A 25,573-nucleotide genomic window follows, 5' to 3' on the forward strand; every position below is an offset into this window, starting at 1 on the left:
GAAAAAATGAACTTATATATTGTTAGTGCTAACCAAACCGGTCCAGTTAATGCCCGTTTAGCAAAAGCAGAACTTACGTTAGCGGCTAAAGCGTCCCAGATTGCCATCGTCGATAAAGCGGACGCTGCCGATGTGATCATTTTACTTGGTCAAGGTGCGACGAACGATGCGTCAATTTCTGGCAAAAAAGTTTACATCGTCAAAGACTTGGATGCGCTATTTGCTAACCCAAAACAGGTTTTACAATCTGCCCAATCAGATGCGACAGTTTATAGTGAAAGTACGCAGCAAACTACCCCAGCATCCCACAGTGGTGTTAAACGCATTGTTGCGGTAACAGCTTGTCCTACAGGGGTTGCACATACCTTTATGGCCGCCGAAGCGATTGAAGAAGAGGCTAAAAAACGCGGTTGGTGGTGTAAAGTTGAAACGCGTGGCTCGGTTGGTGTGGGTAACGAATTAACCGCTCAAGAAGTTGCTGATGCGGATATCGTTATTGCTGCTTGTGATATTGATGTTGACTTGAGTAAATTTGCAGGCAAATTGCTATATCGTACAAAAACCAGTCCAGCATTGAAAAAAACAGCACAAGAGTTTGATAAAGCGTTTGCTGAAGCTCAGGTTTATCAGCCCTCTACTACGGCAGCAAAAGCGTCTAGTAATAAAGAGAAAAAAGGTGTATATCAACATCTTTTAACCGGTATTTCTTATATGTTACCAATGGTTGTTGCTGGCGGTTTAATTATAGCGCTAGCCTTTGCATTTGGTGAGTTTAAAGATGTACCGACTATTGTAAAAGAAATGATAAATGGTATTGAAATTTCAAAAGAGGTTATGGTTAAAACCTTAGTGGGTGAACCGTACTTAGCTCAAATTGGTAATTTTGCCTTTTCGCTTATGATTCCATTATTAGCTGGTTATATTTCTTACTCTATTGCCGACAGACCGGGTCTCGCGCCTGGTTTAGTTGGCGGATTGCTTGCTGCAGAAATTGGTGCCGGTTTCCTTGGTGGGATTGCAGCAGGTTATTTTGCTGGTTACCTATCATTATTGCTCACCCAATACATTCGATTACCACAGAGCATGGAAGCGTTAAAACCGATTTTAATTATTCCATTATTGGCTACATTAATCACCGGCCTTGCGATGCAATTTGTGATCGGTACACCAATTGCATACTTGATGACTTCACTCACCACTTGGTTAGAGACAATGCAAGAGGGATCGGCGATCATCTTAGGCGCTTTGTTAGGCGGTATGATGTGTACCGATATGGGCGGTCCAATTAACAAAGTTGCTTATGCCTTTGGTGTTGGTTTAATTAGTGCTAACCAGTATGCACCAATGGCCGCTGTTATGGCTGGCGGGATGGTTCCGCCATTGGCTATGAGCCTTGCAACATTCATTGCACGTAACAAATTTAATAAAGCTGAACGTGAAAGTGGTAAGGCGGCATTTGTATTAGGTTTATGCTTTATCTCTGAAGGGGCAATTCCTTTTGCAGCGCGCGATCCATTGCGTGTATTACCAAGCTGTATTATTGGTGGTGCTATTACAGGTGGTATGGCATTAGCATTTGGTTCTCAGCTAATGACGCCGCACGGCGGACTATTTGCATTAGCAATCCCTGGTGTTGTTTCACCGGTGTTAGGTTACTTACTCTCAATCGTGGTTGGTTCTGTTGTTGCGGGTGTGATTTATGCCGTCATTAAACGCCCAGAAACGAAGCTAGAGCAAGAAGAAGCCATCGCTTAATTCTGTTTTAAGCCTATTTATTAATAAGCAAGGATTTTATCCTTGCTTTTTTTATGTGCCAAACATGAGATATCAATACATAGGACGAAAGCGTCGAGCTATCTTATTGATGGTTTATCTAAAAATAAAACGGTAAATTAAGATTGAATACGACTGAAGTGGGCGACTAAGTCAAATTAGCTCGGGCTTAACGCATACCGATTATTAATAAAATCTAGGCGAAAAAAAACCAGTCATAATGACTGGTTCTTCAAAAAATTTGGCTCCCCCAACAGGACTTGAACCTGTGACATACGGATTAACAGTCCGCCGTTCTACCGACTGAACTATGGAGGAACACATGGAGCAAGATATTAACGGGCTAGCTGAAAACTGTCAACCATAAAAACAAAAAAATAGGTTTAATTGGTTAGGTTATAATCATTTTAATAAATCATCACGGATTTGATGTTTTATGATAAAATTAATTCCTTCAATTTTGGATAAGTTAGTTTATTAATATGAAAAAGAATATTTGTGTCTTTTGTGGCGCAAGCCACGGTAATAATCCTGAATATCAGCTTTACGCACAGCAACTTGGTGAGCAGATCGCTAAACAAGGGCGGCGTTTAATTTATGGTGGTGGAAATAAAGGATTGATGGGCACAATTGCAAATGCCGTATTAGCTAACGGTGGTGAAGTGATTGGTATTATTCCTGAACGTTTAGTCAAGGCAGAAACTGCTCACCATGGCATTACTCAGTTAGAAGTGGTTGCCGATATGCATATACGCAAAGCTCGCATGGCAGAACTTGCTGATGGTTTTATTGCCATGCCGGGTGGTTCAGGAACATTAGAAGAGATTTTTGAAATCTGGACTGGTGCTCAAATTGGCTATCATGAAAAACCAGTTGCACTTTATAACGTGATGAATTTTTGGCAGCCAATGCGCCAATTTTTGGAACATGCGGTAAAAGAAGGCTTTATTCGTGAAAGCTTTTATCACACATTAATTGTGTCAGACGATCCTAAATTAATCTTAACTGAGATGGATCATTATGTCCCTAAAGATCTTGATCGTTGGATTAAGAAATAAGTAATTTAAGCTATTTATACAAGGCTATATAACATGAACCTGCTTAAGTCGCTGGCCGCTGTCAGTTCGATGACAATGATTTCTCGTGTACTTGGATTTATTCGCGATGCAATTATTGCAAGGTATTTTGGTGCAGGCATGGCAACCGATGCTTTTTTTGTCGCATTCAAATTACCTAATTTATTACGCCGTATATTCGCTGAAGGGGCATTTTCTCAAGCTTTTGTACCGATTTTAGCAGAATATAAAAGCCAACAAGGCGAAGAGGCAACACGCACTTTTATTGCTTATATTGCTGGGTTACTCACTTTAGTTCTTGCAATGGTTACCGCAATTGGGGTGATCGCAGCGCCCATTATTATTTTAATTACCGCCCCAGGTTTTACCGAGCCAGTTGAAAAATTTGAATTAGCTGCCTTAATGCTGCGAATTACATTTCCTTATATCTTTTTAATTTCATTAGCGTCTTTAGCTGGCGCCATTTTAAATACTTGGAATCGTTTTTCAGTCCCCGCATTTGTGCCGACATTCCTGAATTTAAGTATGATTGGTTTTACACTCTTTGCGTCCCCTTATTTTAATCCGCCCATTTTATCATTAGCGGTTGCCGTCATCGTCGGCGGGATCTTACAGTTACTTTATCAACTGCCGTATCTTAAAAAAATTGGTATGCTGGTATTACCGCGGTTAAATTTAAAAGATAGCGGTGTATGGCGAGTATTAAAACAGATGGGGCCGGCTATTTTAGGGGTGTCTGTTGGGCAAATTTCTTTGATTATTAATACGATTTTTGCGTCATTTTTAGTGACGGGATCGGTATCATGGATGTATTACGCTGACCGTCTCATGGAATTCCCATCGGGAGTGCTTGGGGTCGCATTAGGCACAATTTTGCTTCCATCGCTCTCAAGAAGTTTTTCAAAAGGTGACATAAAGCAATATTCAGAATTGTTAGATTGGGGATTACGGCTCTGCTTTTTGTTAGCTTTACCTAGCGCGGTGGCATTAGGGATTTTATCAAAACCACTGATTTCAACGCTGTTTGAATATGGTCAATTTACTGCATTAGATAGTGACATGACTCAGCAAGCGTTGGTCGCTTATTCGGTGGGATTACTTGGCTTAATGTTAATTAAGGTTCTTGCTCCGGGTTTTTATTCACGGCAAGATATCAAAACGCCAGTCAAAATTGCGATTATGACGCTACTGTTAACACAAGTTATGAATTTGGCTTTTATTATTCCATTACGTCATGCTGGACTTGCATTGTCAATTAGTATTGCGGCGTGTTTTAATGCGGGTTTACTTTTTTGGCAATTAAGAAAAAAACAGTTATTCAAACCGCAAGCAGGCTGGTTCACTTTTATTGCAAAAATTATTATAGCCGTTATGATGATGTCAATTGTGCTATGGCTAGGTAGTGAACTGTTACCTAATTGGTCAACCGGTAGCATGTTATCAAGAATGAGTCGATTGTTATTAGTGGTTGTTGCAGGTATCATTGCTTATTTTGGCACGTTAACGCTTTTAGGATTCAAGTTAAGGCAGCTGATAAAGCGAATTTAATAATAAATAGAAAGGTAAAACAATGAAGGCCTCTTTTTTTAAATTACCCTTAATTTTTACGTTGGCGTATGCGTTAATTTCGGTTGTTCTTAGCTTTATGTATACAGGATTAATGCGCGATGAAATTGATGTTAGTTTCATGTTTGATAACATCATTTTTTCGGTTTTTTATTATAGTATACCGGAATATTTATGGATGATCTTTATATCGGCACTTGCCTTAAATCGTTGTCACGCTTATTGTGCAAGTAGCAAGAATATTATCACACTGATAGCTGTGGCGCTTGTCGTTGTAGTGGTCATTTATCTATTTTATCAATTCGTTGCCGCCGCGTTATTTGAATCGATGGCGACTTATAATGCTTATTATTTTTTTGATTTAACTTACCTCAGTTATCGTATTATTACAGATAGTGCGCTCTATATAATCAGCGGTTTAATGACGTATTTTGGTATATTGAGTTTACAACAGACTTTGGATAAAGAAGACACAGGCTTTACAAGATGGACAGAACAAAGTAATAAAATTCATTTAATTTTATTTATGGTTCTTTTCACATTTGCCTGTTGTGCAATTTTAATTTTGTTTACTGTTTCTATTCCAGATATGTATTTTTTTGGTGATAATGTCACCATTTTTACTTATTTTGTAGTAATGATAATCATTGCTGCCGTTGTATTTTTATTGATTAAAAATCGATTTACTCATCGCTTTAATTCATTGCAAACTGATCGTATTGTTAAATGCGCTGTGTTGTGTGTTATCCTGACTACGTTGGTGAGTATTGTTATCATGATAGCAACATTATTTTTGATATTTATTGGTTTCTTTGATTCTTATGAGATCATTAATTTTCATTTTTTTGAGATAATTCATGTGATCCTTTTCGTTAGTATAGTGTTACAAGTCATGTGCTCGGTATGGATTATACGAGCCATAACAGCAAAATATTTTGCGATTCCTTATAATTCAAGCACGGTATATTAGTGTAAAATGATTCAAAATTTGATGTGATTTAAAATGGCAAATAAACCCAATAAACCAATTAAACAAGATAAAGCGGTACAAAGCTTAAAGGTTCCACCGCATTCAATTGAAGCAGAACAAGCAGTACTTGGCAGTCTAATGATTGATAATCAGCGCTGGGATCGTGTGTCTGAAGCAATTACTGATCGCGATTTTTACTCTCGCCATCATCAGCTCATCTTTGCCGAGATGCAAAATTTAGTCACTAAAGGTGTACCGATTGACTTAATCACATTATCTGAAAGTCTTGAAAGTAAAGACTTATTAAGTGATGTGGGTGGGTTCGCTTATTTAGCTGAGCTTTCAAAAAACACCCCAAGCGCAATTAATGTGGTTGCCTATACGGATATTATTCGTCAACAAGCCATATTACGTGAATTAATCAGCTCCTCAAATGAAATAGCAGATAACTGTTATGCGACAGAGGGGCGTAGTAGTGAAGATATTCTTGATTTAGCTGAAACAAAAATTTTCCAAATTGCAGAGCATCGTGTTAAGCAAGGTGTTGGTCCTAAAAGTGTGACACTGGTATTGGAAGATACCGTTGCCAAAATTGAAGAACTGTTCCAAAAACCTCATGATGGTGTGACTGGTGTATCCACTGGCTTTATTGATTTAGACAAAAAAACCGCAGGTCTACAACGTTCGGATCTTATTATTGTCGCCGCAAGGCCTTCAATGGGGAAAACGACCTTTGCCATGAACTTATGCGAGAATGCGGCAATGATGCAAGAAAAGCCCGTTCTCATATTCAGTTTAGAGATGCCAGCTGAACAAATTATGATGCGTATGCTCGCATCATTATCGCGCGTTGATCAAACTAAAATCAGAACCGGGCAACTTGATGATAATGACTGGGCGCGTATTTCAAGTACAATGGGAATCTTACTTGAAAAGAAAAACATGTATATTGATGACTCATCGGGGTTGACCCCAATGGAACTGCGTTCCCGTGCAAGACGAATTTACCGTGAACATGGCGGTATCAGTATGATCATGGTCGACTACTTACAATTAATGCGTGTGCCTAATATGAGTGAAAACCGAACGCTTGAAATTGCAGAAATTTCACGTTCATTAAAAGCGCTAGCCAAAGAATTACAAGTACCTGTGGTTGCGTTGTCACAGTTAAACCGAAGTTTGGAACAACGTGCAGATAAGCGACCGGTTAACTCTGACCTTCGTGAGTCAGGCTCGATTGAGCAAGATGCTGACGTTATTATGTTTATCTATCGTGATGAAGTCTACAACGAAGCATCAGAACAAAAAGGCATTGCCGAAATTATCTTAGGTAAACAGCGTAATGGTCCAATTGGTAAAGTACGTTTAAAATTCCAAGGGCAATGGTCGCGATTTGATAATTATGCCAATTCGGCTGATTATTTTGATGATGAATAGTTTTATTAAAATTAATACGTTAAAAGTAAAAGAGAGTCTAACCGTATGTTAAACCAAATTAAAGCAATGATACAGTATCTACTACCCAAGCAATTATTAACCGTGATGTTTGGTTGGCTTGCCAGTAAACAACTTGGTTTTTTAACCACTTGGATGATTAAAGGTTTTATTAAATTATACCGTATCGATATGGATGAAGCGAAATTCGAAAAAGCAGAATCATACAAAACGTTTAATGATTTTTTTGCCCGTGAGCTTGACGATGATGCAAGACCTATTGACAGTGCTGACAACAGCATTGTGATGCCAGCTGATGGTGTGATCAGCCAATTTGGTACAATCCAAGATAATGTATTATTGCAAGCTAAAGGGCATATTTATAGCCTTGAATCGTTGGTTGCATGTCATCCTCAAATGATTGAGTTTTTTAAAAATGGTTCATATGTCACCACGTATTTAGCGCCAAGTAACTACCATCGTTTTCATACGCCGTGCAAAGGGACATTAAAAGAGATGGTTTATGTTCCAGGCTCATTATTTTCTGTTAATAAAGCAACAACTGAAAATATTCCTAATATTTTTGCTCGTAACGAACGTGTTATCTGCTTATTTGAAACTGAATTTGGGCCAGTTGCACAAATTTTGGTTGGTGCAACGATTGTGGGTAGCATTGAAACCAAATGGGAAGGCGTGGTTACTCCTCCTCGTGATGGTGTCATGAAGCGTTGGATTTATGACAATGATGTTCAGGTTGAAAAAGGCGAAGATATGGGATGCTTTAAATTAGGTTCAACGGTGATCACATTATTTGCTTCAAATAGTATCCAATTTGTACCAAGCCTTAAAGAGGGCACGATTGCCAAAGTGGGTCAAAAAATGGCAGAAAGGATCTAAATCATGTCATTGCGTAATCAGATAAGCTCAGTATTGATCAGTTTTCTTTTATTATTTTCACTTGCTAGCTATGCCGATGAATCGACGGTTGTTATCGAAAATAATGATGATTTACTCAATGTGATTACGCAACTGACGACACAAAATAGTGAGCTACGTGAGAATATCACTAATCAAAAATCACAAGTGCAATTAATTAATGATGAACAAAATACCATATCATCACAAATTAAACATGTGCAAAACACATTAGCAACACTTGATGAACAAGGTGAGTGGTTAAGTTTTTCAACGGCGTTAGGTGAAACGCTACGCCAGCAACTATTACGTTTACCTGAAAAACCTAAGTCTCAAACACTCGATGCCAATATTGCAGAAGCCAAAGTATTGCAACTGAGCTATAACACGCAATTAGATAATCTTAATGATTACCCGTCACTGATTAATTTAACCCTTGATAATAGCCAGTTAATTCAATACCGGAGATTATTGCGTGAACAAAGTGAATTGTTAAAAACACTCGTTTCTGGCTGTGACACGATTATCTTAGAGTTAACAAAACTTAAAATTGCCAATAAACAGCTGATTAATGCAATTGATGATGTGAATGAAGCTGCTCACCGTTATTTTTTCTGGGTAGCGGATGTGAATCCCGTCAGCACCTCTTATCCAGTAGCTTTGGCGAAAGATGTGGTATTTGTCGTCTTTTCAGTTGATACCTTATCACAATTGTATAGTGCGACGATTGAGATTGTCCAAACGCCACAAACCTTATTATTGCTCATTTTTGCTGTTATTTTAGTTGTTACGCATTTTAAAAGTAAATCTAAGTATCACCAATACCTGCAAAAAACGTCATCGCGGGTGGGCAAGGTCACGCAAGATAGTTTTTCTATCACCATGCGTGTTGTGGTGTATTCATTGCTAATGGCACTACCTATCCCAATATTATGGGGCATTATTGGTTATGCGCTGCAAGCTGATTGGGATTATCCTGTTGCAGTTGCCTTTGGGTATGGGGTTAACGCTGCCGCGCCAATTTTGTGGGTGTTTATGATCAGTGCCCAGTTTGCGTCACCGAATGGCCTATTTATTACGCATTTCGGTTGGCCAATTCAACGTGTGCGTTCTGCCATGAAATATTACCAATTGTCCGTATGGGTTGTGATTCCACTTGTGATGATTGTGATGAGTTTTGATCAATACAATAATCGACAGTTTGCCCCAACAATTGGGCGGTTTTGCTTTATTTTACTCTGCTTTGCCCTTGTTTTTATGACGAATGCGATTCACCGTGCTGGCGTACCGTTGTATATTGATAAAAAAGGTTCGGGAGATAACCTGCTTAGCCGTATTTTGTGGATCATTTTACTGAGTGCGCCGTGGGTTGCCATTGTGGCAGCGTGCTTAGGTTACCTATCAACAGCACAAGTCTTATTGGGTCGACTGGAAGCATCCGTCGTAATTTGGTTAGCACTACTGGTGATTTACTTTATGATCCGTCGCTGGATGTGGATTCAGCGGCGCCGTATTGAATTTGAACGAGCCAAACAACGACGTATAGAAAGGCTCGCACAGCGCAGTAAAGCCGAAGAAGAAACGGGCAATAACCAAAATACAACAACGAATTCAGCCGATAATGTTGAAGAGCCAGTGATTGATCTCGATACCATCAGCTCACAATCACTCCATTTAGTTCGTTCGATTATTGTGATGGTTGCCTTAATTAGCATGATTTTATTATGGTCTGAACTGCATTCAGCATTTGCTTTCATGGATAACATTAAACTATGGGGCACTAAATCCGTCATTAATGGCGTTGAGATTGAACAGTATATCTCTCTGAGTTCTGTGTTTATCGCCATTTTGGTAATGACCATTACGATTCAATTGGTTAAAAATTTACCGGCACTGCTCGAATTGGGCATTTTACAGCATTTAGATTTAGCCCCCGGAACGGGATATGCAATTTCAACAATTAGCAAATACATTATTTTGATGATTGGCTGCATGATTGGTTTCTCCTTTATTGGGATCGATTGGTCTAAAATTCAGTGGCTGATTGCAGCATTGGGTGTCGGACTTGGTTTTGGTTTACAAGAGATCTTCGCTAACTTTATTTCGGGTCTAATCATGTTATTTGAAAAGCCCGTGCGAATCGGTGATACAGTCACAATCCGTGATTTAACAGGGACGATTACTAAAATCAATACTCGTGCCACAACCATCGTTGACTGGGATCGTAAAGAAATTGTGATGCCCAATAAAGCGTTTGTCACCGAACAGCTTGTCAACTGGTCTTTATCTGATGCCATTACACGTATTGTTTTAACGATCCCTGCCACAATGGATGCCAATAGCCATTTAGTGATCGATATTCTTAAGCGTGTCGCGAAAGAGTGTGAATATGTGCTTGATGATCCAGAGCCGCAAGTGTTCCTTGTGGATATTCAAGAGGGCATTCAACTTTATGAGTTGCGAGTCTTTGCACAAGAGATGATGCATCGCATGCCTTTGCGCAGTGAAATTCAGCAATTAATTATTGAAGAATATCATAAGCATAATCTTAAATTGCCTTTCCCGCCATTGCAAACAAATTTAGAAGCATTAGGCCGCAAAAGTGGACGACGTACTTATACCGTGGGTACGGTATAAACCGTCTTATTGATTATACATAATGCTTGTTTGGATTAATTTGATTATTCATCACATCAGTGACATCGAAATAAGCAAATATCAGTTCACGATTTTTTAAAGTTTTGATCCCGTCGTACTGTTGATTAAATTAACGTTGAAAATGGTTAGCAATATCAATATATCGTCATTTACTGGTCATATGTTGCACTATGTAATAAAACGCAATACAATATCTGGCGCTAAAATACGCCACGTTAGTCATGCTAGCGTCGAATGAAAACTAAAAAATTATTTTTATAAAACAAATAATTAACTATAAAAAAAGAGGGAAACATGGTAAAATATGGTAATAAAGCAGGCAGCAGGCAGCAGGCAGCAGGCAGCAGGCAGCAGGCAGCAGGCAGCAGGCAGCAGGCAGCAGGCAGCAGGCAGCAGGCAGCACATTAAATTTTAATAACACCGTTATTAATGACAACGGTGGTGTAAATACATCTTCATTCAATTCACATTCATTATCAAATTTTCATTCACATATTATTCAATCCCCATCTACAAACCGAAGTTTATCAGCCACTGCATTGATATCTGGCATTTATGCGCGTTTATCACATCTCAAGCGTGTCGTTAAATCCATAGTATTGATCTTACCCTGTTTAGTGTGGAGTGATTTCACCATTGGCGCGTTGTCAGCCCAAACCGCTCATACAATACAAGGAAGGCGTCCTTACATTGAAATAAATGGTGAAACATTGACCGACTTGAGTCGTTTTTTGAGTATTAAAATTGGTGATAATACCTATATCAGTGATGCTTCAGGCAATATGAAAAAGGTCAATAGTGATGGAACACTGACTGTAATACCTGCAGGTACGGCTATCAGTCTCGCGTCTGTCGCTGCTCAATTTGATAGCGTTACGACTATTGTTCCCGCTGATATGGGGTCATACAATTTGAGTAGTATTGTCCCGGACGATGTGTTTAAGGATGATGATGAGGATAATACATTTACACTTATTGGCAATGTCGTGGGTGAATGGAAAGATAAAAACGGTATGTCAATTGGTAGTGAATTAACGGCAATACCAAATGACTGCTTAGCGCCTTACACATTAACGTTTACGACTAAAGATTCCCTGTCACTTAGTACACAGTATGGTGACCCTCACACAACGGCTTATGATAATACGAGCGCTATATTTACGATAGTCCCCGTCAGTCAAGCGGGTATTTGCTTCGCGAAACCGGATATGACCTATTCAACGGGTCAATATGCGGGGCCATCAAATATATGGGACACCAGTAACGGATTTAAATTACAGTCCATTATTCCCTCTTCTTACAGCAGTAACTTCCCAACAACAGGTGCCAATAATCTGTATTTTGATTTAGATATTGCGGGTGTGTCAAGTGTATTAGATTGGCCGTCAGTCACAGTAGGAACGGCGCCAAATGCAATTACCGCTACGATGACAAATATCAGCGCAACCAGTGTGCGGGTTACTTTAACAGGACCCATGGCGAGTTCAAGTAGCTCAGGGGCAACGGCTGATGCACCACCAGCATTACCTGCCCGTTTTGAACTGGTTGGTTACAGTGGCTCAACGGCCGTCGTTAAATATGGATTCGTATTACAAAAGTGGTTTGTCAATAGAGGCTTTAATTGGCAAGCAGCAATCGGTACGAATAGCCAGACGACATGGTGTGCAGGATTAAATGGCAGTCATTATGCCATTGTTAAGGTTAAAGATTTAACAAATGCTTCAGGTCATTTTGAATATAATAATAACGCAACCATTCCTAGTGCAACACCTGCTTCACCTGGTAACTATTACCAACGTCGTATTGGAGGAGGGCTATTCTCTGAATGGGGATCGATGATCAATTACGGTGGTTCATCTTTCTACAGTTTTTATTATTGGACAAGTGAAGCAGAAGAGAGCGGTGCTTTCCAATTTAGTGTTATGTCAACGGATGGCGAAGTATTTGCTGATAGCCCTTATGGTTCCCTCATGGGGATATGTGCTCAACCATGATGATTTAATACTCATCATAGATAAAATTCTTACAAAAGCAGCACAATAGGTGAGTTAATCCAGCTTTTGCTGCAAAGCGACAAAAGCCCGCCGTCAATGCTGTTAAGCATTGCTGGCGGCAAAATCCAAACCAATAGGAAAGACAGTTTCATGGATATTGAACAAAAATTGATATTAAGCCAACAGCCAATTATTTTCTTTACTGAAGGGTCATTTTTAAAGGTCTACAATCACTCATTTTATGTTATTAGCCAATTACTGGGGTTTAAGCTCAAACCAATCATTAAACACATCAAAAAAATTGACCAAATTATTATCTATGGTGGTTTTCCGGCTAATGCCATCTATCAACGTTACCCGCAAGCCAAGCCCATATCCCATGGTTACCAACTAAAAGGGCATTATGATTTAAGGGGATATGCTCATTGGTATCAACAACAATCCCAAATCATCCAACATCGTGATGAGCATTTGCAACAAAAGCCATCAATGCCGATTGATAATCATTTCATTGTTCAACCTTTAATGCCTGTTTTTAATCACGAAAGGCAAAGTGATGAAACAACATTATGCCATGATAGACTTCATCAACCTTTAACCAAGCAACAACTGTTATTTTTATCTTCATGGCATATTGATAAATACTCACATAACATCAATAATCAATTTATTCAGTCGCTAAAAAAACATTTTAAGTTTGTTTAGTGTTGAGGAAATACAGTTGTTATCGTTAATATCAATCGTGATGGTTATCGATTGCAGATGGGAATATGAACATGTTTATTTCGTATTATACGATGAAAGCAACCACATTTGATGATTAGATTAAACGCATCGTATCGCAAATGTTGTCGTATTCACCTTGAAAGAGAGACCACCATCAAAATACTCTGCTTAATATTAGGCGTTATTCATAAATCTGTATATAATTAGCGGCAATTTTAGTGAATTGTGATACCCAATGAATAAATTATTTGCTAGTAGTCCTCGTGGACTTGAAGAATTACTTAAAAAAGAGTTACAAGATATCGGTGCATCAGAGTGCCAAGTGACACAAGGTGGTGTCTATTTTGAGGCCGATGAAGCAACGCTTTATCGCTCTTTATTATGGTCAAGACTTGCGTCACGCATTTTTCTACCTATCGTCGAATTTGATATCTACAGTGATTTAGATCTTTACAGCTGCGCGGTTAATGTCGATTGGACGTCAATTTTCAATGTTGATGCAACATTTATGATTCATTTTGTTGGTACTAACGACTTTATCCGCAATAGCCAATATGGTGCGTTAAAAGTCAAAGATGCAATCGTTGACAACTTTAATCGTAAAGTAAATGAACGCCCTAATGTCACAAAAGACAACCCCAATATTCGAATTCATGCTTTTTTAGACAAAAACCGCGTTATTCTATCACTCGATCTTACTGGCGAGAGCCTTCATCAACGTGGTTATCGTGAAAAAACCGGTGAAGCACCATTAAAAGAAAACTTGGCTGCTGCAATTATTCTTCGTTCTGGCTGGTATCATGATGAGGTATTAGTGGATCCAATGTGTGGGTCTGGTACATTATTAATTGAAGCGGCTATGATGGCTGCCAATATTGCACCGGGCTTAAAACGTAAAAATTGGGGCTTTTTATCCTGGCTTGGCTTTAATGCTACGTTGTGGAACACCGTGCTTTTTGAAGCAAGGGAGCAGGTAAAATCAATTACGACGCCTTTTGTCGGGTATGATAATGATGCGAACGTGATCAAAAAAGCCAAGCAAAATGCGAATAAAGCGGGCGTCGGTGAGTTAATTCACTTTAACATACAAGATGTCACCCATTTGACCAACCCCTATCCAGAAAGAACCGGCACCCTTTTAAGTAACCCACCTTATGGCGAGCGTTTAGAGAGTGAGCCTGCATTAATTGCGTTACACACTACATTAGGTCAACGTATTAAACACTATTTTGGTGGTTGGACAGTGTCATTATTCAGTGCTGCGCCACAACTCCTTGATTGCCTACAATTACGTGCAGAACGTCAGTTTAAAGCTAAAAATGGTCCACTAGATTGTGTACAAAAAAATTATGTGATTGCAAAACGAGAAAGTCATGCGACGATAGAAGCATCATTACCCGCCGCTGATTTTGCCAATCGATTACGCAAAAATGAACAAAAATTGGTAAAGTGGGCTAAACAAGAATCAATTGAATGTTACCGTTTGTATGATGCAGATTTGCCCGAATATAACGTTGCAATTGACCGTTACAAAGATAAAGTTGTTGTACAAGAGTATGCTCCGCCTAAAACGATCGATCCAAACAAAGCTAAACAGCGCCTGTTTGATATTATCAATGCAACAATGTCGGTACTTGGTTTAACGGCTAATCAACTTATTTTGAAAACCCGTGAACGCCAAAAAGGTAAAAAGCAGTACCAAACATTAGCACAAAAGCAAGATTACTTCTTGGTCAAAGAATACAATGCACAATTCTGGGTTAACTTAACCGATTACCTAGATACCGGGCTATTTTTAGATCACCGTATCGCCCGTAAAATGATTGGCCAAATGACTAAAAACCAAGATTTTCTTAATTTGTTCTCATATACTGGCAGTGCTACCGTCTATGCTGGACTGGGTGGCGCAAAATCAACCACGACGGTGGATATGTCACGTACTTATTTAGAGTGGGCGGATCGTAATCTCAAGCAAAATGGTTTATCTGGGAAACAACACCGCTTAATTCAGGCCGATTGCTTAGTTTACTTGCGCGAAAGTGATGAACAATTTGATGTCATTTTTATTGATCCGCCTACATTTTCGAACTCGAAACGCATGAGCGATACCTTTGATGTACAGCGCGATCATTTGGATTTAATGCAAAACCTAAAACGTCTATTACGGCCAAATGGCGTCATCATGTTTTCCAATAATAAACGCGGTTTTAAGCTTGATTATGATGGATTAAAACAACTCGGTTTAACGGCTAAAGATATTAGTGAGCAGACGATATCGTTAGATTTTAAACGTAATAAACACATCCATTGCTGTTTTTTAGTAAAACACAGTTCTTAATAAAATACCATATACCGGTTTAAATAACCGGTTTTAATGCCTGATTTCATCAGGCATTTTTTATTTATTCAAAACAAATATTCTGCATGGTAACTTTGTTAAGTATCAGACGTTATAAACACAGTGAAACTATGATTAAGTCAGAGTCGGTAAAGTATATTTTTGTTTAATACTGCTTATAATAGTTTTCTAATCGTACCTAAGAATCAAAATACAATATGTTACAAACCTTTTAGCAATATCACATATTCAATTTCGTTATATTAACGTCATACAACATAGAATTAACCTATTATGTATTGATTTTATTAAGTTAAATATATTTTTATTCAAATTAATAATACAAGTTATATCATTTTTAGTGTATGGTCATTATTTGAATTCACCCACGCTTTTTACACTATAATTATAGGTTATGACAATAATTTAACGAAAATAGCCTCTTAATAATCCTATATTGACTCATCATGCCATCAACTTCATGGATGTTGACGTCATGCTTTTTTCATCAGTAAATTCTTCAATTACACAATTTGTGATTTTGATCACGTCGCACAATGAAATCCCGTTTACTATGCGGGTTTTAAACGCCTTATCATTTTTGTTTCAGGTCGTAATCTAATTGACTGAATATATTCAGCATTTTTTTTATTTTTAACGTTTACATGCTTTCGTTCGCTTTCGTTTTGTTTCTTAATGAAAGGTTTTTTGTGCTTTTTTAGCGGAAAGCAACTTTGTGACTCACTTATCATTTTCGATTGATAGCCTATGTTTAAATCTAATAAGGAAATGAAAGCACACTAAGTGAGAGTCTTATGCATGATGAAACGATTAATACCATTCAGCGCCGTGAAAAGATCATTCATTTGCTCGACACAGAAAATACCGTGTCGGTAAATAAACTCAGTAAATTATTTCATGTTTCAACGGTCACCATCCGTAATGATCTGCGCCATTTAGAAGAAAAGGGCTGCATACTCCGTTCTTATGGCGGTGCGATGCTCAACAAAGCCTTTGCGTTTGATCGGCCATTGCTTGATAAAAGCCGTATTAACTTTAGTTTAAAAAACAAAATTGCACAAAAAGCAGCAGAGCTGGTGGAGGATGGCGATCGGATTATTTTAGATTCCGGTTCAACCACGGCAGCAATGGTGCCATATTTGCGTGATAAGCAAAATCTTATTGTACTCACCAACGCACTCAATATTGCCTACGACTTGGCAACCCACACTGACATTGAAGTCATTATTGCCGGGGGAAATGTCAGAAAAAACGCGTATTCAATCTTTGGCCCGACCGTTGAACAGCAACTTAAAATGTACCATTTTAATAAACTCTTTTTAGGCGTAGATGGCTTTGATTTACAAGCCGGTATCACGACGCCAAACTTTTCTGAGGCGGCGGTTAACAAAGTCATGTGCGAAGTATCAGGGCAAATTATTGCCATTACGGATTCAACAAAGTTTGGTCGCAAAAGTTTTTGTATGATTGAAAAAGTCACTCATATCCAAACCGTCGTGACCGATTTCAATATTCCCAACAACTATTTAACACAATTACATGCGCTCGGGGTCAATGTCGTGATTGCTGATAATTAATGACCCTAAGCATCCACACTTAACCAAACGATTTTTTATTAAATAGGATAGACGCTATGCATCAATATTTAAATTATTCCCAAGATTGGTTAGCTCAACATCAGGCGCAGCATACGGCGAAAGAGATTTGCCAACAACCGAAAATTTGGCGCAATGTTTGGCAGTTAATTGAGCAGCAGCACTCGGCATTGCACGCATTTTTATCTCCTTTACTCGATGATACCGATTTAGAGATTATTTTAACCGGTGCCGGCTCATCGGCATTTGGTGGCGTTGCGCTTGCACCTTGGCTAAGGCAAACGACGCAACACAATGTGCATGCTTATGGTTCAACTGAAATCGTGACAGATCCATTGCAATACCTACGCCCAGGCAAGAAAACCCTTCTCGTGTCGTTTGCGCGATCAGGCAATAGTCCTGAAAGTGTCGCAGCAGTCAAATTGGCGGATCAACTCATCCCTAATTGTTATCACTTATTTTTGACCTGTAATCCAAGCAGTGCTTTAACCCAATATGCGGCAAGTGCTAAGCAACCGCAGCGCATTTTTGAGTTAGTCATGCCAGAAGGAAGTCATGATGTGAGCTTTGCGATGACATCAAGCATTAGTAGCATGATGCTTGCTGCATTGTTGTTGCTCGGTAATTTTAAACAACACGATGCGAAACAGGCCGTGATGGAAATTGCCGACATCTGTGAGGAAAAATTAGTGGCATGGCAAACCATCACCAAACAATTAGCCCGTTCACCGTGTCAGCGTGTGGTGTATGTCGGTAGTAGCTGTTTTATGGGCATCGCTCAAGAATCTGCTTTAAAAATCCTCGAGCTTACGGCGGGTAAATTGGCTACGCGTTTTGATTCAACACTCGGTTTACGTCATGGTCCTAAATTTATGGTGAATGCCGACACCCTTATGATCTGCTTTTTATCCAATGATGCTTATATCCGCCAATATGATAACGACTTATTTAATGAATTGACTCATGACAATATCGCAAGTCATGTGCTTGCCTTAAGTGGTCAAGCAAGTCAAAACCCGCATATCTTAAGCGTAGACAGCGCGTTAGCCGATTGTTGGTTGATGTTCCCATACTTGCTATTTGCGCAGATGTTAGCGTTTGAAACCTCGTTGAGTTGCGGTTTAACACCGGATAATCCATGCCCAACCGGTGAAGTTAATCGCGTTGTCAAAGGCGTTAATATTTACCCTTTTAATCCGGCATAAATCGCTGAATTGACATTCAGACACAATACAAAAGGATGCAATAACTATGAGTACTCCCAATATTCTTATGACGCGTATTGATAACCGTTTAGTGCATGGCCAAGTGGGTGTCACTTGGGTTAATGCCTTAGGTGCAAATTTACTGCTCGTTGCCAACGACAGTGCGGCGCAAGATCCTGTACAACAAAACTTAATGGATATGGTCATTACTGATGGCATTGAAAATCGCTATTTCACCTTACAAAAAACCATCGACATCATTGGTAAAGCAGCCAGTCGTCAAAAAATTTTTATTGTCTGCAAAACACCCCAAGACGTGTTAACGCTAGTAAAAGGTGGTGTACCCATCAAATTTGTTAATGTGGGGAATATGCATTTTTCCGAAGGTAAAACGCAGATCCATAAAACCGTTTCAGTTGATGACGATGATATTGCAACGTTTAAACAACTTGAACAGTTAGGGGTAACGTGTGAAGTACGCCGTGTGCCCGATGAAGCCGGTGAAAAAATCTCAGATTTACTTAATCGCCTATAAGGGGAACAGACTATGTTAATCGATGCTTTGTTAATTGCCTTGCTTGCCGGTATTGCTGGCGTGGATTTGTTTGATGGCTTAACCCATTTACATCGGCCCGTTGTCATTGGGCCATTGGTGGGCTTAATTTTAGGTGATGTGACGACCGGTTTATATGTCGGTGGCGCATTAGAATTAGTTTGGATGGGGATGGTGCCTTTAGCTGGGGCGCAGCCACCCAACGTGGTAATTGGTGGGGTGATTGGTACGACCTTTGCGATTTTAACCCAAGCGGATCCTAAAGTCGCCATTGGTATTGCCGTCCCCTTTGCGATAGCTGTGCAGGGCTGCATTACCATTTTATTTACAGTGTATTCACCGATGATGCATAAATGTGACCGTTTTGTTGAACAACTGAATTTTAAAGGTATTGAGTGGGTAAACTATTTAGGCATGATCATCTTGTTTTGTTTTTATTTTATTGTCGCTTTTTTACCGATCTATTTCGGCGCAGACGCGGCCACGGCATTAGTTCAAAAATCACCCCAATGGTTACTTGATGGTTTAAGTGTTGCTGGAGGCATGATGCCAGCAATTGGTTTTGCCATGCTGATGAAAATCATGATGAAAAAGACCTACATTGCCTATTTTATTCTGGGTTTTCTTGGTGTGACATTCCTCAATTTACCAATATTAGCTATTGCACTTGGCGCATTAGCCATTGCGATGATCGATTTCTTTAATTATAGCCGCGACAACCGTGATAGTCATAAGCCGGCCAATTCAAGTTCTGTGGAGGTGGAAGATGGCATTTAATGATAACGACAACAAGATGGCGGAAAAAGCAGAAAAACGCATGGCTCAAGCGCTTGCGACCAGTAAAGTGGCTGCTGATACCTATGTTGACCAAAGCCAAGATGTGACATTAACAAAAAGCGACATTAACCGTATGGCATTTCGCTCTTTAGCATTACAAGCATCATTTAACTACGAGCGTATGCAAGCAGGTGGCTGGTTATTCACGATTTTACCGGCCTTACGTAAAATTCATCGCAACAACGATGACCTCAAAAACGCCATGCATATGCATATGGAATTTATTAATGTGCACCCGTTTGATGTAACGTTTTTATCAGGCTTAGTGCTAGCCATGGAAAAAGGTAAAGAAAATATCTCGACAATTCGAGCCGTGAAAGTCGCCTTAATGGGGCCATTAGGTGGCATTGGTGATGCACTTTTCTGGTTAACATTATTACCAATCTGTGCCGGTATTGGGGCTTCACTTGCGTTAGAAGGCAGTCTCTTTGGGCCGATTATCTTCTTATTAATGTTTAATATTGTGCATTTTGGTTTGCGTTTTGGCTTAGCTCATTACGGGTATCGAGCAGGTACCAGTGCGCTACCATTACTGAAAACCCATACTAAACGTATCTCTCATGCGGCGTCCATTGTTGGAATGACAGTCATTGGGGCATTAGTCGCATCCTATGTTCACCTAGCAACCCCGCTTGAAATCAATGCCGGTCAAGCGCATATCGCCTTGCAAATAGATGTCTTAGATAAGCTGATGCCCAATTTATTGCCTTTAGGCTTTACCTTAATTGTTTACAGCCTAATGAAGCGTAACGTTTCACCGGTTAAATTAATCGGCTTGACCGTTGTGCTGGGTGTATTGGGTAAATTGATAGGGATCTTATAAGGAGTAAACATGTTAGGAGTCATATTAACCGGTCACGGTAGCTTTGCTACCGGGCTTTATGAAGCCGCCGTACAAATTATGGGTGAACAAGCACAGTTTACGGCGGTTAATTTCCCCGATGGTATGAGTAGCGAACAACTAGAACACCAACTCAACGATGCATTAACGGTGTGTGATAAGGGGGATGGTGTTGTGTTTTTAACCGATATTTTAGGGGGATCGCCTTTTCGTTTCGCCGCAATGCTCAGTTACCAATATCCGCATATTGAAGTCATCAGTGGCACAAATATGCCATTACTGCTAGAAATGCTAATGCAACGTGATGCAATAGATTCCGCGTCATTTCGTCTGTTAGCCATTAATAATGGCAAGCAAGGTGTTACCAGTCTGTGGCATGAAAATCAAAAAAGCCCTGCTACCAATAAGGAATGTCAAGATGGAATCTAAGCAGATTCACGCAAAGCAAGTGCTAACACCTGTCGGTTGGGTAGAAAATGCCATCATCCATATTGAGGGCGGCAATATTCTTGCTATTGAGCCAAGTGGAAAACCGTGTCCACACTCAATCAGCGTGTTACCCGCGTTAATTGACACTCACATTCATGGTGTTATGGGTGTGGATACAATGGATGCGACGCACGAAGCACTCAATACAATGAGTTGTTTTTTGGCGCAACATGGTGTGGGTGCCTTTTTAGCCACTACCGTGACAGAAAGCCACCAACGCATTGAGGCCGCATTAGCACAAGTGCAACAGAGCATACAAAAAGGCGTTGATGGTGCGTGTCTGCTCGGTTCGTATTTAGAAGGGCCTTTTTTTAATCCCGTTCATAAGGGCGCTCACCCTCAAAACTTACTGCAAGCACCCGACCGCAAAGTGTTAGAAAAGTGGTTAGCCATTGCCCAAGGCACATTGAAATGTGTGGCTTTAGCACCCGAATATCCCGATGCGTTGTCCATCATCCGTTGGCTACGTACATTAAATATCCGTGTCATGCTGGGTCATACTAATGCGGATTATCAAACCACTAAATCCGCCTTGTTGGCGGGGGCTAATGGCGTGGTGCATTGTTATAACGGGATGTCGGGATTGCATCATCGTCATCCTGGTGTGGTTGGCGCTGCGCTAAGCGTTCCCGATTGCCAAACTGAAATTATCGTCGATGGTCATCATGTGCATCCCGCGGCGGTTGCTATTGCACATCGCTGCTGTCAGCACAATTTATTGTTAGTCAGTGATGCGATGCGCGCGACCGGTATGCCCAATGGTGACTATTACTTAGGCGAATTGTTAGTCCATATGCAAGATAACGTTGTGCGTACCGATGATGGGGGACTTGCAGGCAGCGCGTTAACGCTCGATCGCGCCGTGCAGCATCTTGCTGACTTTAGCCATATCACGTTTGAACAGGCTTGGTTGCATGGCAGCTATTATCCAGCAAAAGCACTCGGCGTTGATGACCAATTAGGCAGTATTGCACCGAACAAACATGCCAATTTAGTGTTATTAGATGATACTCATCACCTTATTGCTACGTTGGTTAACGGCAAGGTGGTTTACCAATCAAATCAGTTTAGGAGTGAATATGTATCTTATCTCAAGTAAAAATATGTTACTCAAAGCCCAAAAAGAGGGCTATGCGATACCCGCATTTAATATTCATAATTTGGAAACCATTCAAGTGATTGCTGAAACGGCCGCAGAAATGGAATCCCCTGTTATCATGGCCGGTACTCCAAGCACATTTAACTATGCTGGCACAGGGTATTTAGTTGCTATCTGTCAGCAAGCTGCGCGAGAGTATGATTTACCCTTTGCACTACATTTAGATCATCATGAGCAATTCAATGATATCAAGGTCAAGATTCAATCGGGTATCCGCTCAGCGATGATTGATGGTTCACATTACCCTTTCAACGATAATATTGCGCTTGTTCGTCACGTCGTTGACTATTGTCATCAATATGATGCCAGTGTCGAAGCTGAGTTAGGTCGATTGGGGGGGCAAGAAGATGATTTAGTGGTTGATGAAGCCGCTAGCTTTTATACCGATCCAGACGCAGCCGTCGAATTTGTTAAACAAACCAACATCGATTCATTAGCGGTCGCTATCGGTTCTGCGCATGGTTTATATCATGGTGAACCTAAGCTTGATTTTGATCGCCTTGCTAAAATCCATCAGCGAGTGAGTGTACCATTAGTACTGCATGGTGCATCGGGGATTCCTGAAACAATGGTGAAAAGGGCGATCAGTTTAGGCATTTGCAAAGTCAATGTCGCAACTGAATTGAAAATTGCATTTTCTGATGCAGTCAAAGCCTATTTTAATGATAACCCAGCCGCTAACGATCCAAGGCACTACATGGCACCCGGTAAAGCTGCAATGAAAAAAATTGTGCAAGAAAAAATCCGTATCTGTAATAGTGCAGGCAAACGTTAAGTGGGTAACTCATGAAAACCATTGTTAAAACACATAAAAATGACCGTCAACACGGTATCTATTCGGTTTGTTCAGCACATCCGTTAGTTATTGAAGCCGTGCTATTGTTTAATCGCTCGTTAGATACCCATGTGCTGATTGAAGCAACGTCTAATCAAGTGAATCAATATGGTGGCTATACGGGGATGCAGCCGGCTGATTTTCGTGACTTTGTTTTTGCAATTGCAAATAAAGTCAAGTTTCCAACATCACGCATCATACTTGGCGGTGATCATCTTGGCCCAAACTGTTGGCAACATGAATCTGCGGAAGTTGCGATGCAAAAAGCAGAAGTGTTGATTGCCCAATATGTCAAAGCGGGCTTTCGTAAAATACATTTAGATACATCAATGTCATGTGCTGATGATAGTATGCCTTTAGCGCCAGATGTCGTGGCCGAACGGTCTGCGCGTTTATGCCTTGTTGCAGAAAACACCGCTACGGATTCTCAAAAACATGCGTTAAGTTATGTGATTGGGACCGAGGTGCCGATTCCAGGTGGTGAGGCGCATGCCATTGAAACGGCTTTAGTGACAACGGTGGATAATGCAAAGTTGACTATCAGTCGTCATCAACAGGCTTTTCAACAATTGGGGCTAAATGACGCATTTAAACGCGTGATTGCTATTGTTGTGCAACCAGGGGTAGAGTTTGATCAGCACAATATTATTCAATATCAACGGCAAAAGGCACTGGATTTATCTGCTTTTATTGACACAACGCCGTTTGTTTATGAAGCTCATTCAACCGATTACCAAACGCCAGCGCATTTAAAACAGCTCGTGCACGATCACTTTGCCATATTAAAAGTAGGGCCTGCATTAACGTTTGCCTTACGTGAAGCAGTGTTTGCTTTGGCGATGATAGAAAAAGTGATCATTGCGCCCGCACAGCAAAGTCAGATTATGGCGGTAATGGATGATGTTATGCTTGATAATCCACAATATTGGCAAAAATATTATGATAGCAAATATTCAAAATATCGAGTTGAACTGGATTATAGCTTGTCTGATCGTTGTCGTTATTATTGGCCCGATCCGAGTATTAACCAAGCATTGGACAAGCTATTGAGTAACTTATCAAGTACCACGATTGCATTAGGTGTGTTAAGCCAGTATATGCCAATACAATTTAATCATGTCTTGGCTAAGCAGTGTCAACATGAGCCAAAATCACTACTAATTGATAAAATACAGGATGTATTACGCCAGTATGATCAAGCCTGTCGTTCATCGACCATTCATGTTTAATCATTGGGGGATATATGAAAAAAGTGAAGTTAAAATTACTGTTTAGTTTGCCTTTTATCTTATCATTTTCAGCGCAAGCCGTTGAAAATCTCGATAGCTATACGTTAGAACAAGTGGTTGTGTTTAGCCGACATGGCTTACGGGCGCCGCTGGCTAGCCCAACAAGTACACTCGGTAAAGTCACGCCCAATCAATGGCCTAAATGGGATACGCCTGCCAGTTATTTAACCAGTCGTGGTGGCGTGCTTGAAAGCTATTTTGGTCACTATTTTAGTGAATGGCTCGTGGATAATAAATTATTCGTGGATAATCGCTGCCCAACCGATAAAGAGGTTTATATCTATACCAACAGTTTGCAGCGCACAATTGCAACGGGGCAGTATTTTGCAGTCGGGGCTTTCCCGGGGTGTTTAGTGCCAGTCGTGCATAAAGAAAAACTCGGTACGATGGATCCGGTATTTTTCCCTGTGATTCGTGATGATAGCCCGGCGTTTAAACAAGCGGCAATTGCATCAATGAATGATACAGCGGGGCCAAATGGGATTGACGGTTTAAATAACCAATTGCGTGATGCCTACCAAGATATGGCTAATGTGATTAATTATTCTGCGTCGAGCAACTGTACTACCGATAAACAGTGTGATTTTATTGCTCCGGCTACTCAATTCATCATTGAAAAAGGCAAAGAACCGGGGCTAACTGGGCCATTGCGCACTGGCACATCCATCGCCGATGCGTTCATTTTACAATATTATGAAGGTTCACCTTTACAAGATGTCGCGTGGGGACACATAAAAACCCCTCAACAATTTGAGCAGTTAGTGGCGATTAAAGAACATTATAATACGGTGCTATTTGGTTCGCCGGTTGTGGCAAAACACGTTGCGGCCAACTTAGTCAGTTACATTGATCACTCGTTCGCTGATGGTGACGACAATATTAAATTTACCTTTTTGACCGGGCATGATTCTAACGTCGCATCGCTGTTTTCTGCACTGCAAATCAAACCTTATCAACTGCCTAATCAATTTGAAACAACACCGATTGGCGGTAAAGTGGTATTTGAAAAGTGGCGTGATAATCGCAGTGGTGAAGCATTAATGAAAATTGAATATTTTTATCAATCAACCGATCAAATTCGTCATTTAACTGAACTCAATCGTGATAATCCACCTCAAAAAGTGGTGCTAGAGATGCAAAATTGCCCAACTAATGCGATGGGATTTTGCTCATTTACGACGTTTAAACACGTGATGAGTGACATTAGCAAATAAATCACTAGCGGTTATCATGGCGATTCACGGGTTGCTTAACTGTGTTAGTCCATGATGGCGATTTTAGTTAGCGTTGATTTTATCT

At 40.2% G+C, this 25,573-nt stretch carries 19 protein-coding genes, 1 tRNA gene and 1 pseudogene; 20 read left to right on the plus strand and 1 reads right to left on the minus strand.

Annotated elements, in window-relative coordinates:
* Positions 1-6 precede the first annotated feature (6 nt).
* On the plus strand, positions 7-1,755 hold the full coding sequence (gene fruA / locus ABEA36_RS02190; protein WP_345488343.1) for a PTS fructose transporter subunit IIBC: 1,749 nt from the start codon (positions 7-9) through the stop codon (positions 1,753-1,755).
* Between the two features lie 260 nt (positions 1,756-2,015).
* Here fruA and ABEA36_RS02195 read toward each other — a convergent pair.
* Positions 2,016-2,091: transfer RNA gene (locus ABEA36_RS02195), tRNA-Asn, on the minus strand.
* Between the two features lie 164 nt (positions 2,092-2,255).
* Between ABEA36_RS02195 and ABEA36_RS02200 the strand changes: the two genes are divergently transcribed.
* The 19 genes and pseudogenes from ABEA36_RS02200 to agp all read left to right on the plus strand — a co-directional run bounded on the left by ABEA36_RS02200 (position 2,256) and on the right by agp (position 25,488).
* Positions 2,256-2,831, plus strand: a complete 576-nt coding sequence (locus tag ABEA36_RS02200) for an LOG family protein (protein ID WP_345488345.1) — start codon at positions 2,256-2,258, stop codon at positions 2,829-2,831.
* 33 nt (positions 2,832-2,864) lie between these two features.
* Positions 2,865-4,397: a murein biosynthesis integral membrane protein MurJ gene (gene murJ, locus ABEA36_RS02205; protein WP_345488347.1), complete on the plus strand. Its 1,533-nt coding sequence runs from the start codon at positions 2,865-2,867 to the stop codon at positions 4,395-4,397.
* 22 nt (positions 4,398-4,419) lie between these two features.
* Positions 4,420-5,385, plus strand: a complete 966-nt coding sequence (locus ABEA36_RS02210; protein ID WP_345488348.1) for a hypothetical protein — start codon at positions 4,420-4,422, stop codon at positions 5,383-5,385.
* A 33-nt stretch (positions 5,386-5,418) separates the two neighbouring features.
* On the plus strand, positions 5,419-6,822 hold the full coding sequence (gene dnaB, locus ABEA36_RS02215; RefSeq protein WP_345488350.1) for a replicative DNA helicase: 1,404 nt from the start codon (positions 5,419-5,421) through the stop codon (positions 6,820-6,822).
* A gap of 45 nt (positions 6,823-6,867) precedes the next feature.
* Complete coding sequence (gene asd / locus ABEA36_RS02220) at positions 6,868-7,716, plus strand: archaetidylserine decarboxylase (protein ID WP_345488352.1); 849 nt, start codon at positions 6,868-6,870, stop codon at positions 7,714-7,716.
* Positions 7,717-7,809: 93 nt separating this feature from the next.
* Positions 7,810-10,371, plus strand: a pseudogene (mscM, locus tag ABEA36_RS02225) (miniconductance mechanosensitive channel MscM); the annotation flags it as partial.
* A gap of 560 nt (positions 10,372-10,931) precedes the next feature.
* Positions 10,932-12,386 carry a hypothetical protein gene (locus ABEA36_RS02230; RefSeq protein WP_345488356.1) on the plus strand — a complete coding sequence of 485 codons (1,455 nt, stop codon included), beginning with the start codon at positions 10,932-10,934 and terminating at the stop codon, positions 12,384-12,386.
* Between the two features lie 150 nt (positions 12,387-12,536).
* Positions 12,537-13,091, plus strand: coding sequence for a hypothetical protein (locus tag ABEA36_RS02235; protein WP_345488358.1), 555 nt, complete (start codon positions 12,537-12,539; stop codon positions 13,089-13,091).
* Positions 13,092-13,347: 256 nt separating this feature from the next.
* Positions 13,348-15,450: a bifunctional 23S rRNA (guanine(2069)-N(7))-methyltransferase RlmK/23S rRNA (guanine(2445)-N(2))-methyltransferase RlmL gene (gene rlmKL, locus ABEA36_RS02240; protein ID WP_345488360.1), complete on the plus strand. Its 2,103-nt coding sequence runs from the start codon at positions 13,348-13,350 to the stop codon at positions 15,448-15,450.
* Positions 15,451-16,265: 815 nt separating this feature from the next.
* Positions 16,266-17,048, plus strand: a complete 783-nt coding sequence (gene agaR, locus ABEA36_RS02245; protein WP_345488362.1) for a transcriptional repressor AgaR — start codon at positions 16,266-16,268, stop codon at positions 17,046-17,048.
* A 56-nt stretch (positions 17,049-17,104) separates the two neighbouring features.
* Positions 17,105-18,271, plus strand: a complete 1,167-nt coding sequence (locus tag ABEA36_RS02250; RefSeq protein ID WP_345488364.1) for an SIS domain-containing protein — start codon at positions 17,105-17,107, stop codon at positions 18,269-18,271.
* 46 nt (positions 18,272-18,317) lie between these two features.
* Positions 18,318-18,806, plus strand: a complete 489-nt coding sequence (gene agaV / locus ABEA36_RS02255; protein WP_345488366.1) for a PTS N-acetylgalactosamine transporter subunit IIB — start codon at positions 18,318-18,320, stop codon at positions 18,804-18,806.
* 12 nt (positions 18,807-18,818) lie between these two features.
* A complete protein-coding gene (agaW, locus tag ABEA36_RS02260) occupies positions 18,819-19,601 on the plus strand; it encodes a PTS N-acetylgalactosamine transporter subunit IIC (RefSeq protein WP_345488368.1) in 783 nt (260 codons plus the stop codon).
* Positions 19,591-20,484 carry a PTS system mannose/fructose/sorbose family transporter subunit IID gene (locus ABEA36_RS02265; protein WP_345488370.1) on the plus strand — a complete coding sequence of 298 codons (894 nt, stop codon included), beginning with the start codon at positions 19,591-19,593 and terminating at the stop codon, positions 20,482-20,484. Before agaW ends, ABEA36_RS02265 begins: the two co-directional genes overlap by 11 nt.
* A 9-nt stretch (positions 20,485-20,493) precedes the next feature.
* Positions 20,494-20,931, plus strand: coding sequence for a PTS galactosamine/N-acetylgalactosamine transporter subunit IIA (agaF, locus tag ABEA36_RS02270; RefSeq protein ID WP_345488372.1), 438 nt, complete (start codon positions 20,494-20,496; stop codon positions 20,929-20,931).
* A complete protein-coding gene (gene nagA, locus ABEA36_RS02275) occupies positions 20,921-22,090 on the plus strand; it encodes an N-acetylglucosamine-6-phosphate deacetylase (RefSeq protein ID WP_345488374.1) in 1,170 nt (389 codons plus the stop codon). The genes agaF and nagA overlap by 11 nt, the downstream gene beginning before the upstream one ends.
* Positions 22,071-22,925 (plus strand): tagatose bisphosphate family class II aldolase, encoded by an 855-nt coding sequence (locus tag ABEA36_RS02280; protein ID WP_345488376.1) that lies wholly within the window; start codon positions 22,071-22,073, stop codon positions 22,923-22,925. The genes nagA and ABEA36_RS02280 overlap by 20 nt, the downstream gene beginning before the upstream one ends.
* Positions 22,926-22,936: 11 nt before the next feature.
* The gene (gene gatZ, locus ABEA36_RS02285) at positions 22,937-24,214 is read left to right on the plus strand and encodes a tagatose-bisphosphate aldolase subunit GatZ (protein ID WP_345488378.1); all 1,278 of its coding nucleotides are present in this window, start codon (positions 22,937-22,939) and stop codon (positions 24,212-24,214) included.
* 14 nt (positions 24,215-24,228) lie between these two features.
* Positions 24,229-25,488: a bifunctional glucose-1-phosphatase/inositol phosphatase gene (gene agp / locus ABEA36_RS02290; protein ID WP_345488380.1), complete on the plus strand. Its 1,260-nt coding sequence runs from the start codon at positions 24,229-24,231 to the stop codon at positions 25,486-25,488.
* The last annotated feature ends 85 nt before the right edge of the window (positions 25,489-25,573 follow it).

The organism is Orbus sasakiae, from assembly GCF_039542345.1.
GTDB classification, from domain to species: domain Bacteria; phylum Pseudomonadota; class Gammaproteobacteria; order Enterobacterales; family Orbaceae; genus Orbus; species Orbus sasakiae.

Bases quoted from the DNA above. Each gene is read 5' to 3' on its own strand.
- fruA (WP_345488343.1), top strand. From the start codon at position 7: ATGAACTTATATATTGTTAGTGCTAACCAAACCGGTCCAGTTAATGCC.
- ABEA36_RS02200 (WP_345488345.1), top strand. From the start codon at position 2,256: ATGAAAAAGAATATTTGTGTCTTTTGTGGCGCAAGCCACGGTAATAAT.
- murJ (WP_345488347.1), top strand. From the start codon at position 2,865: ATGAACCTGCTTAAGTCGCTGGCCGCTGTCAGTTCGATGACAATGATT.
- ABEA36_RS02210 (WP_345488348.1), top strand. From the start codon at position 4,420: ATGAAGGCCTCTTTTTTTAAATTACCCTTAATTTTTACGTTGGCGTAT.
- dnaB (WP_345488350.1), top strand. From the start codon at position 5,419: ATGGCAAATAAACCCAATAAACCAATTAAACAAGATAAAGCGGTACAA.
- asd (WP_345488352.1), top strand. From the start codon at position 6,868: ATGTTAAACCAAATTAAAGCAATGATACAGTATCTACTACCCAAGCAA.
- ABEA36_RS02235 (WP_345488358.1), top strand. From the start codon at position 12,537: ATGGATATTGAACAAAAATTGATATTAAGCCAACAGCCAATTATTTTC.
- rlmKL (WP_345488360.1), top strand. From the start codon at position 13,348: ATGAATAAATTATTTGCTAGTAGTCCTCGTGGACTTGAAGAATTACTT.
- agaR (WP_345488362.1), top strand. From the start codon at position 16,266: ATGCATGATGAAACGATTAATACCATTCAGCGCCGTGAAAAGATCATT.
- ABEA36_RS02250 (WP_345488364.1), top strand. From the start codon at position 17,105: ATGCATCAATATTTAAATTATTCCCAAGATTGGTTAGCTCAACATCAG.
- agaV (WP_345488366.1), top strand. From the start codon at position 18,318: ATGAGTACTCCCAATATTCTTATGACGCGTATTGATAACCGTTTAGTG.
- agaW (WP_345488368.1), top strand. From the start codon at position 18,819: ATGTTAATCGATGCTTTGTTAATTGCCTTGCTTGCCGGTATTGCTGGC.
- ABEA36_RS02265 (WP_345488370.1), top strand. From the start codon at position 19,591: ATGGCATTTAATGATAACGACAACAAGATGGCGGAAAAAGCAGAAAAA.
- agaF (WP_345488372.1), top strand. From the start codon at position 20,494: ATGTTAGGAGTCATATTAACCGGTCACGGTAGCTTTGCTACCGGGCTT.
- nagA (WP_345488374.1), top strand. From the start codon at position 20,921: ATGGAATCTAAGCAGATTCACGCAAAGCAAGTGCTAACACCTGTCGGT.
- ABEA36_RS02280 (WP_345488376.1), top strand. From the start codon at position 22,071: ATGTATCTTATCTCAAGTAAAAATATGTTACTCAAAGCCCAAAAAGAG.
- gatZ (WP_345488378.1), top strand. From the start codon at position 22,937: ATGAAAACCATTGTTAAAACACATAAAAATGACCGTCAACACGGTATC.
- agp (WP_345488380.1), top strand. From the start codon at position 24,229: ATGAAAAAAGTGAAGTTAAAATTACTGTTTAGTTTGCCTTTTATCTTA.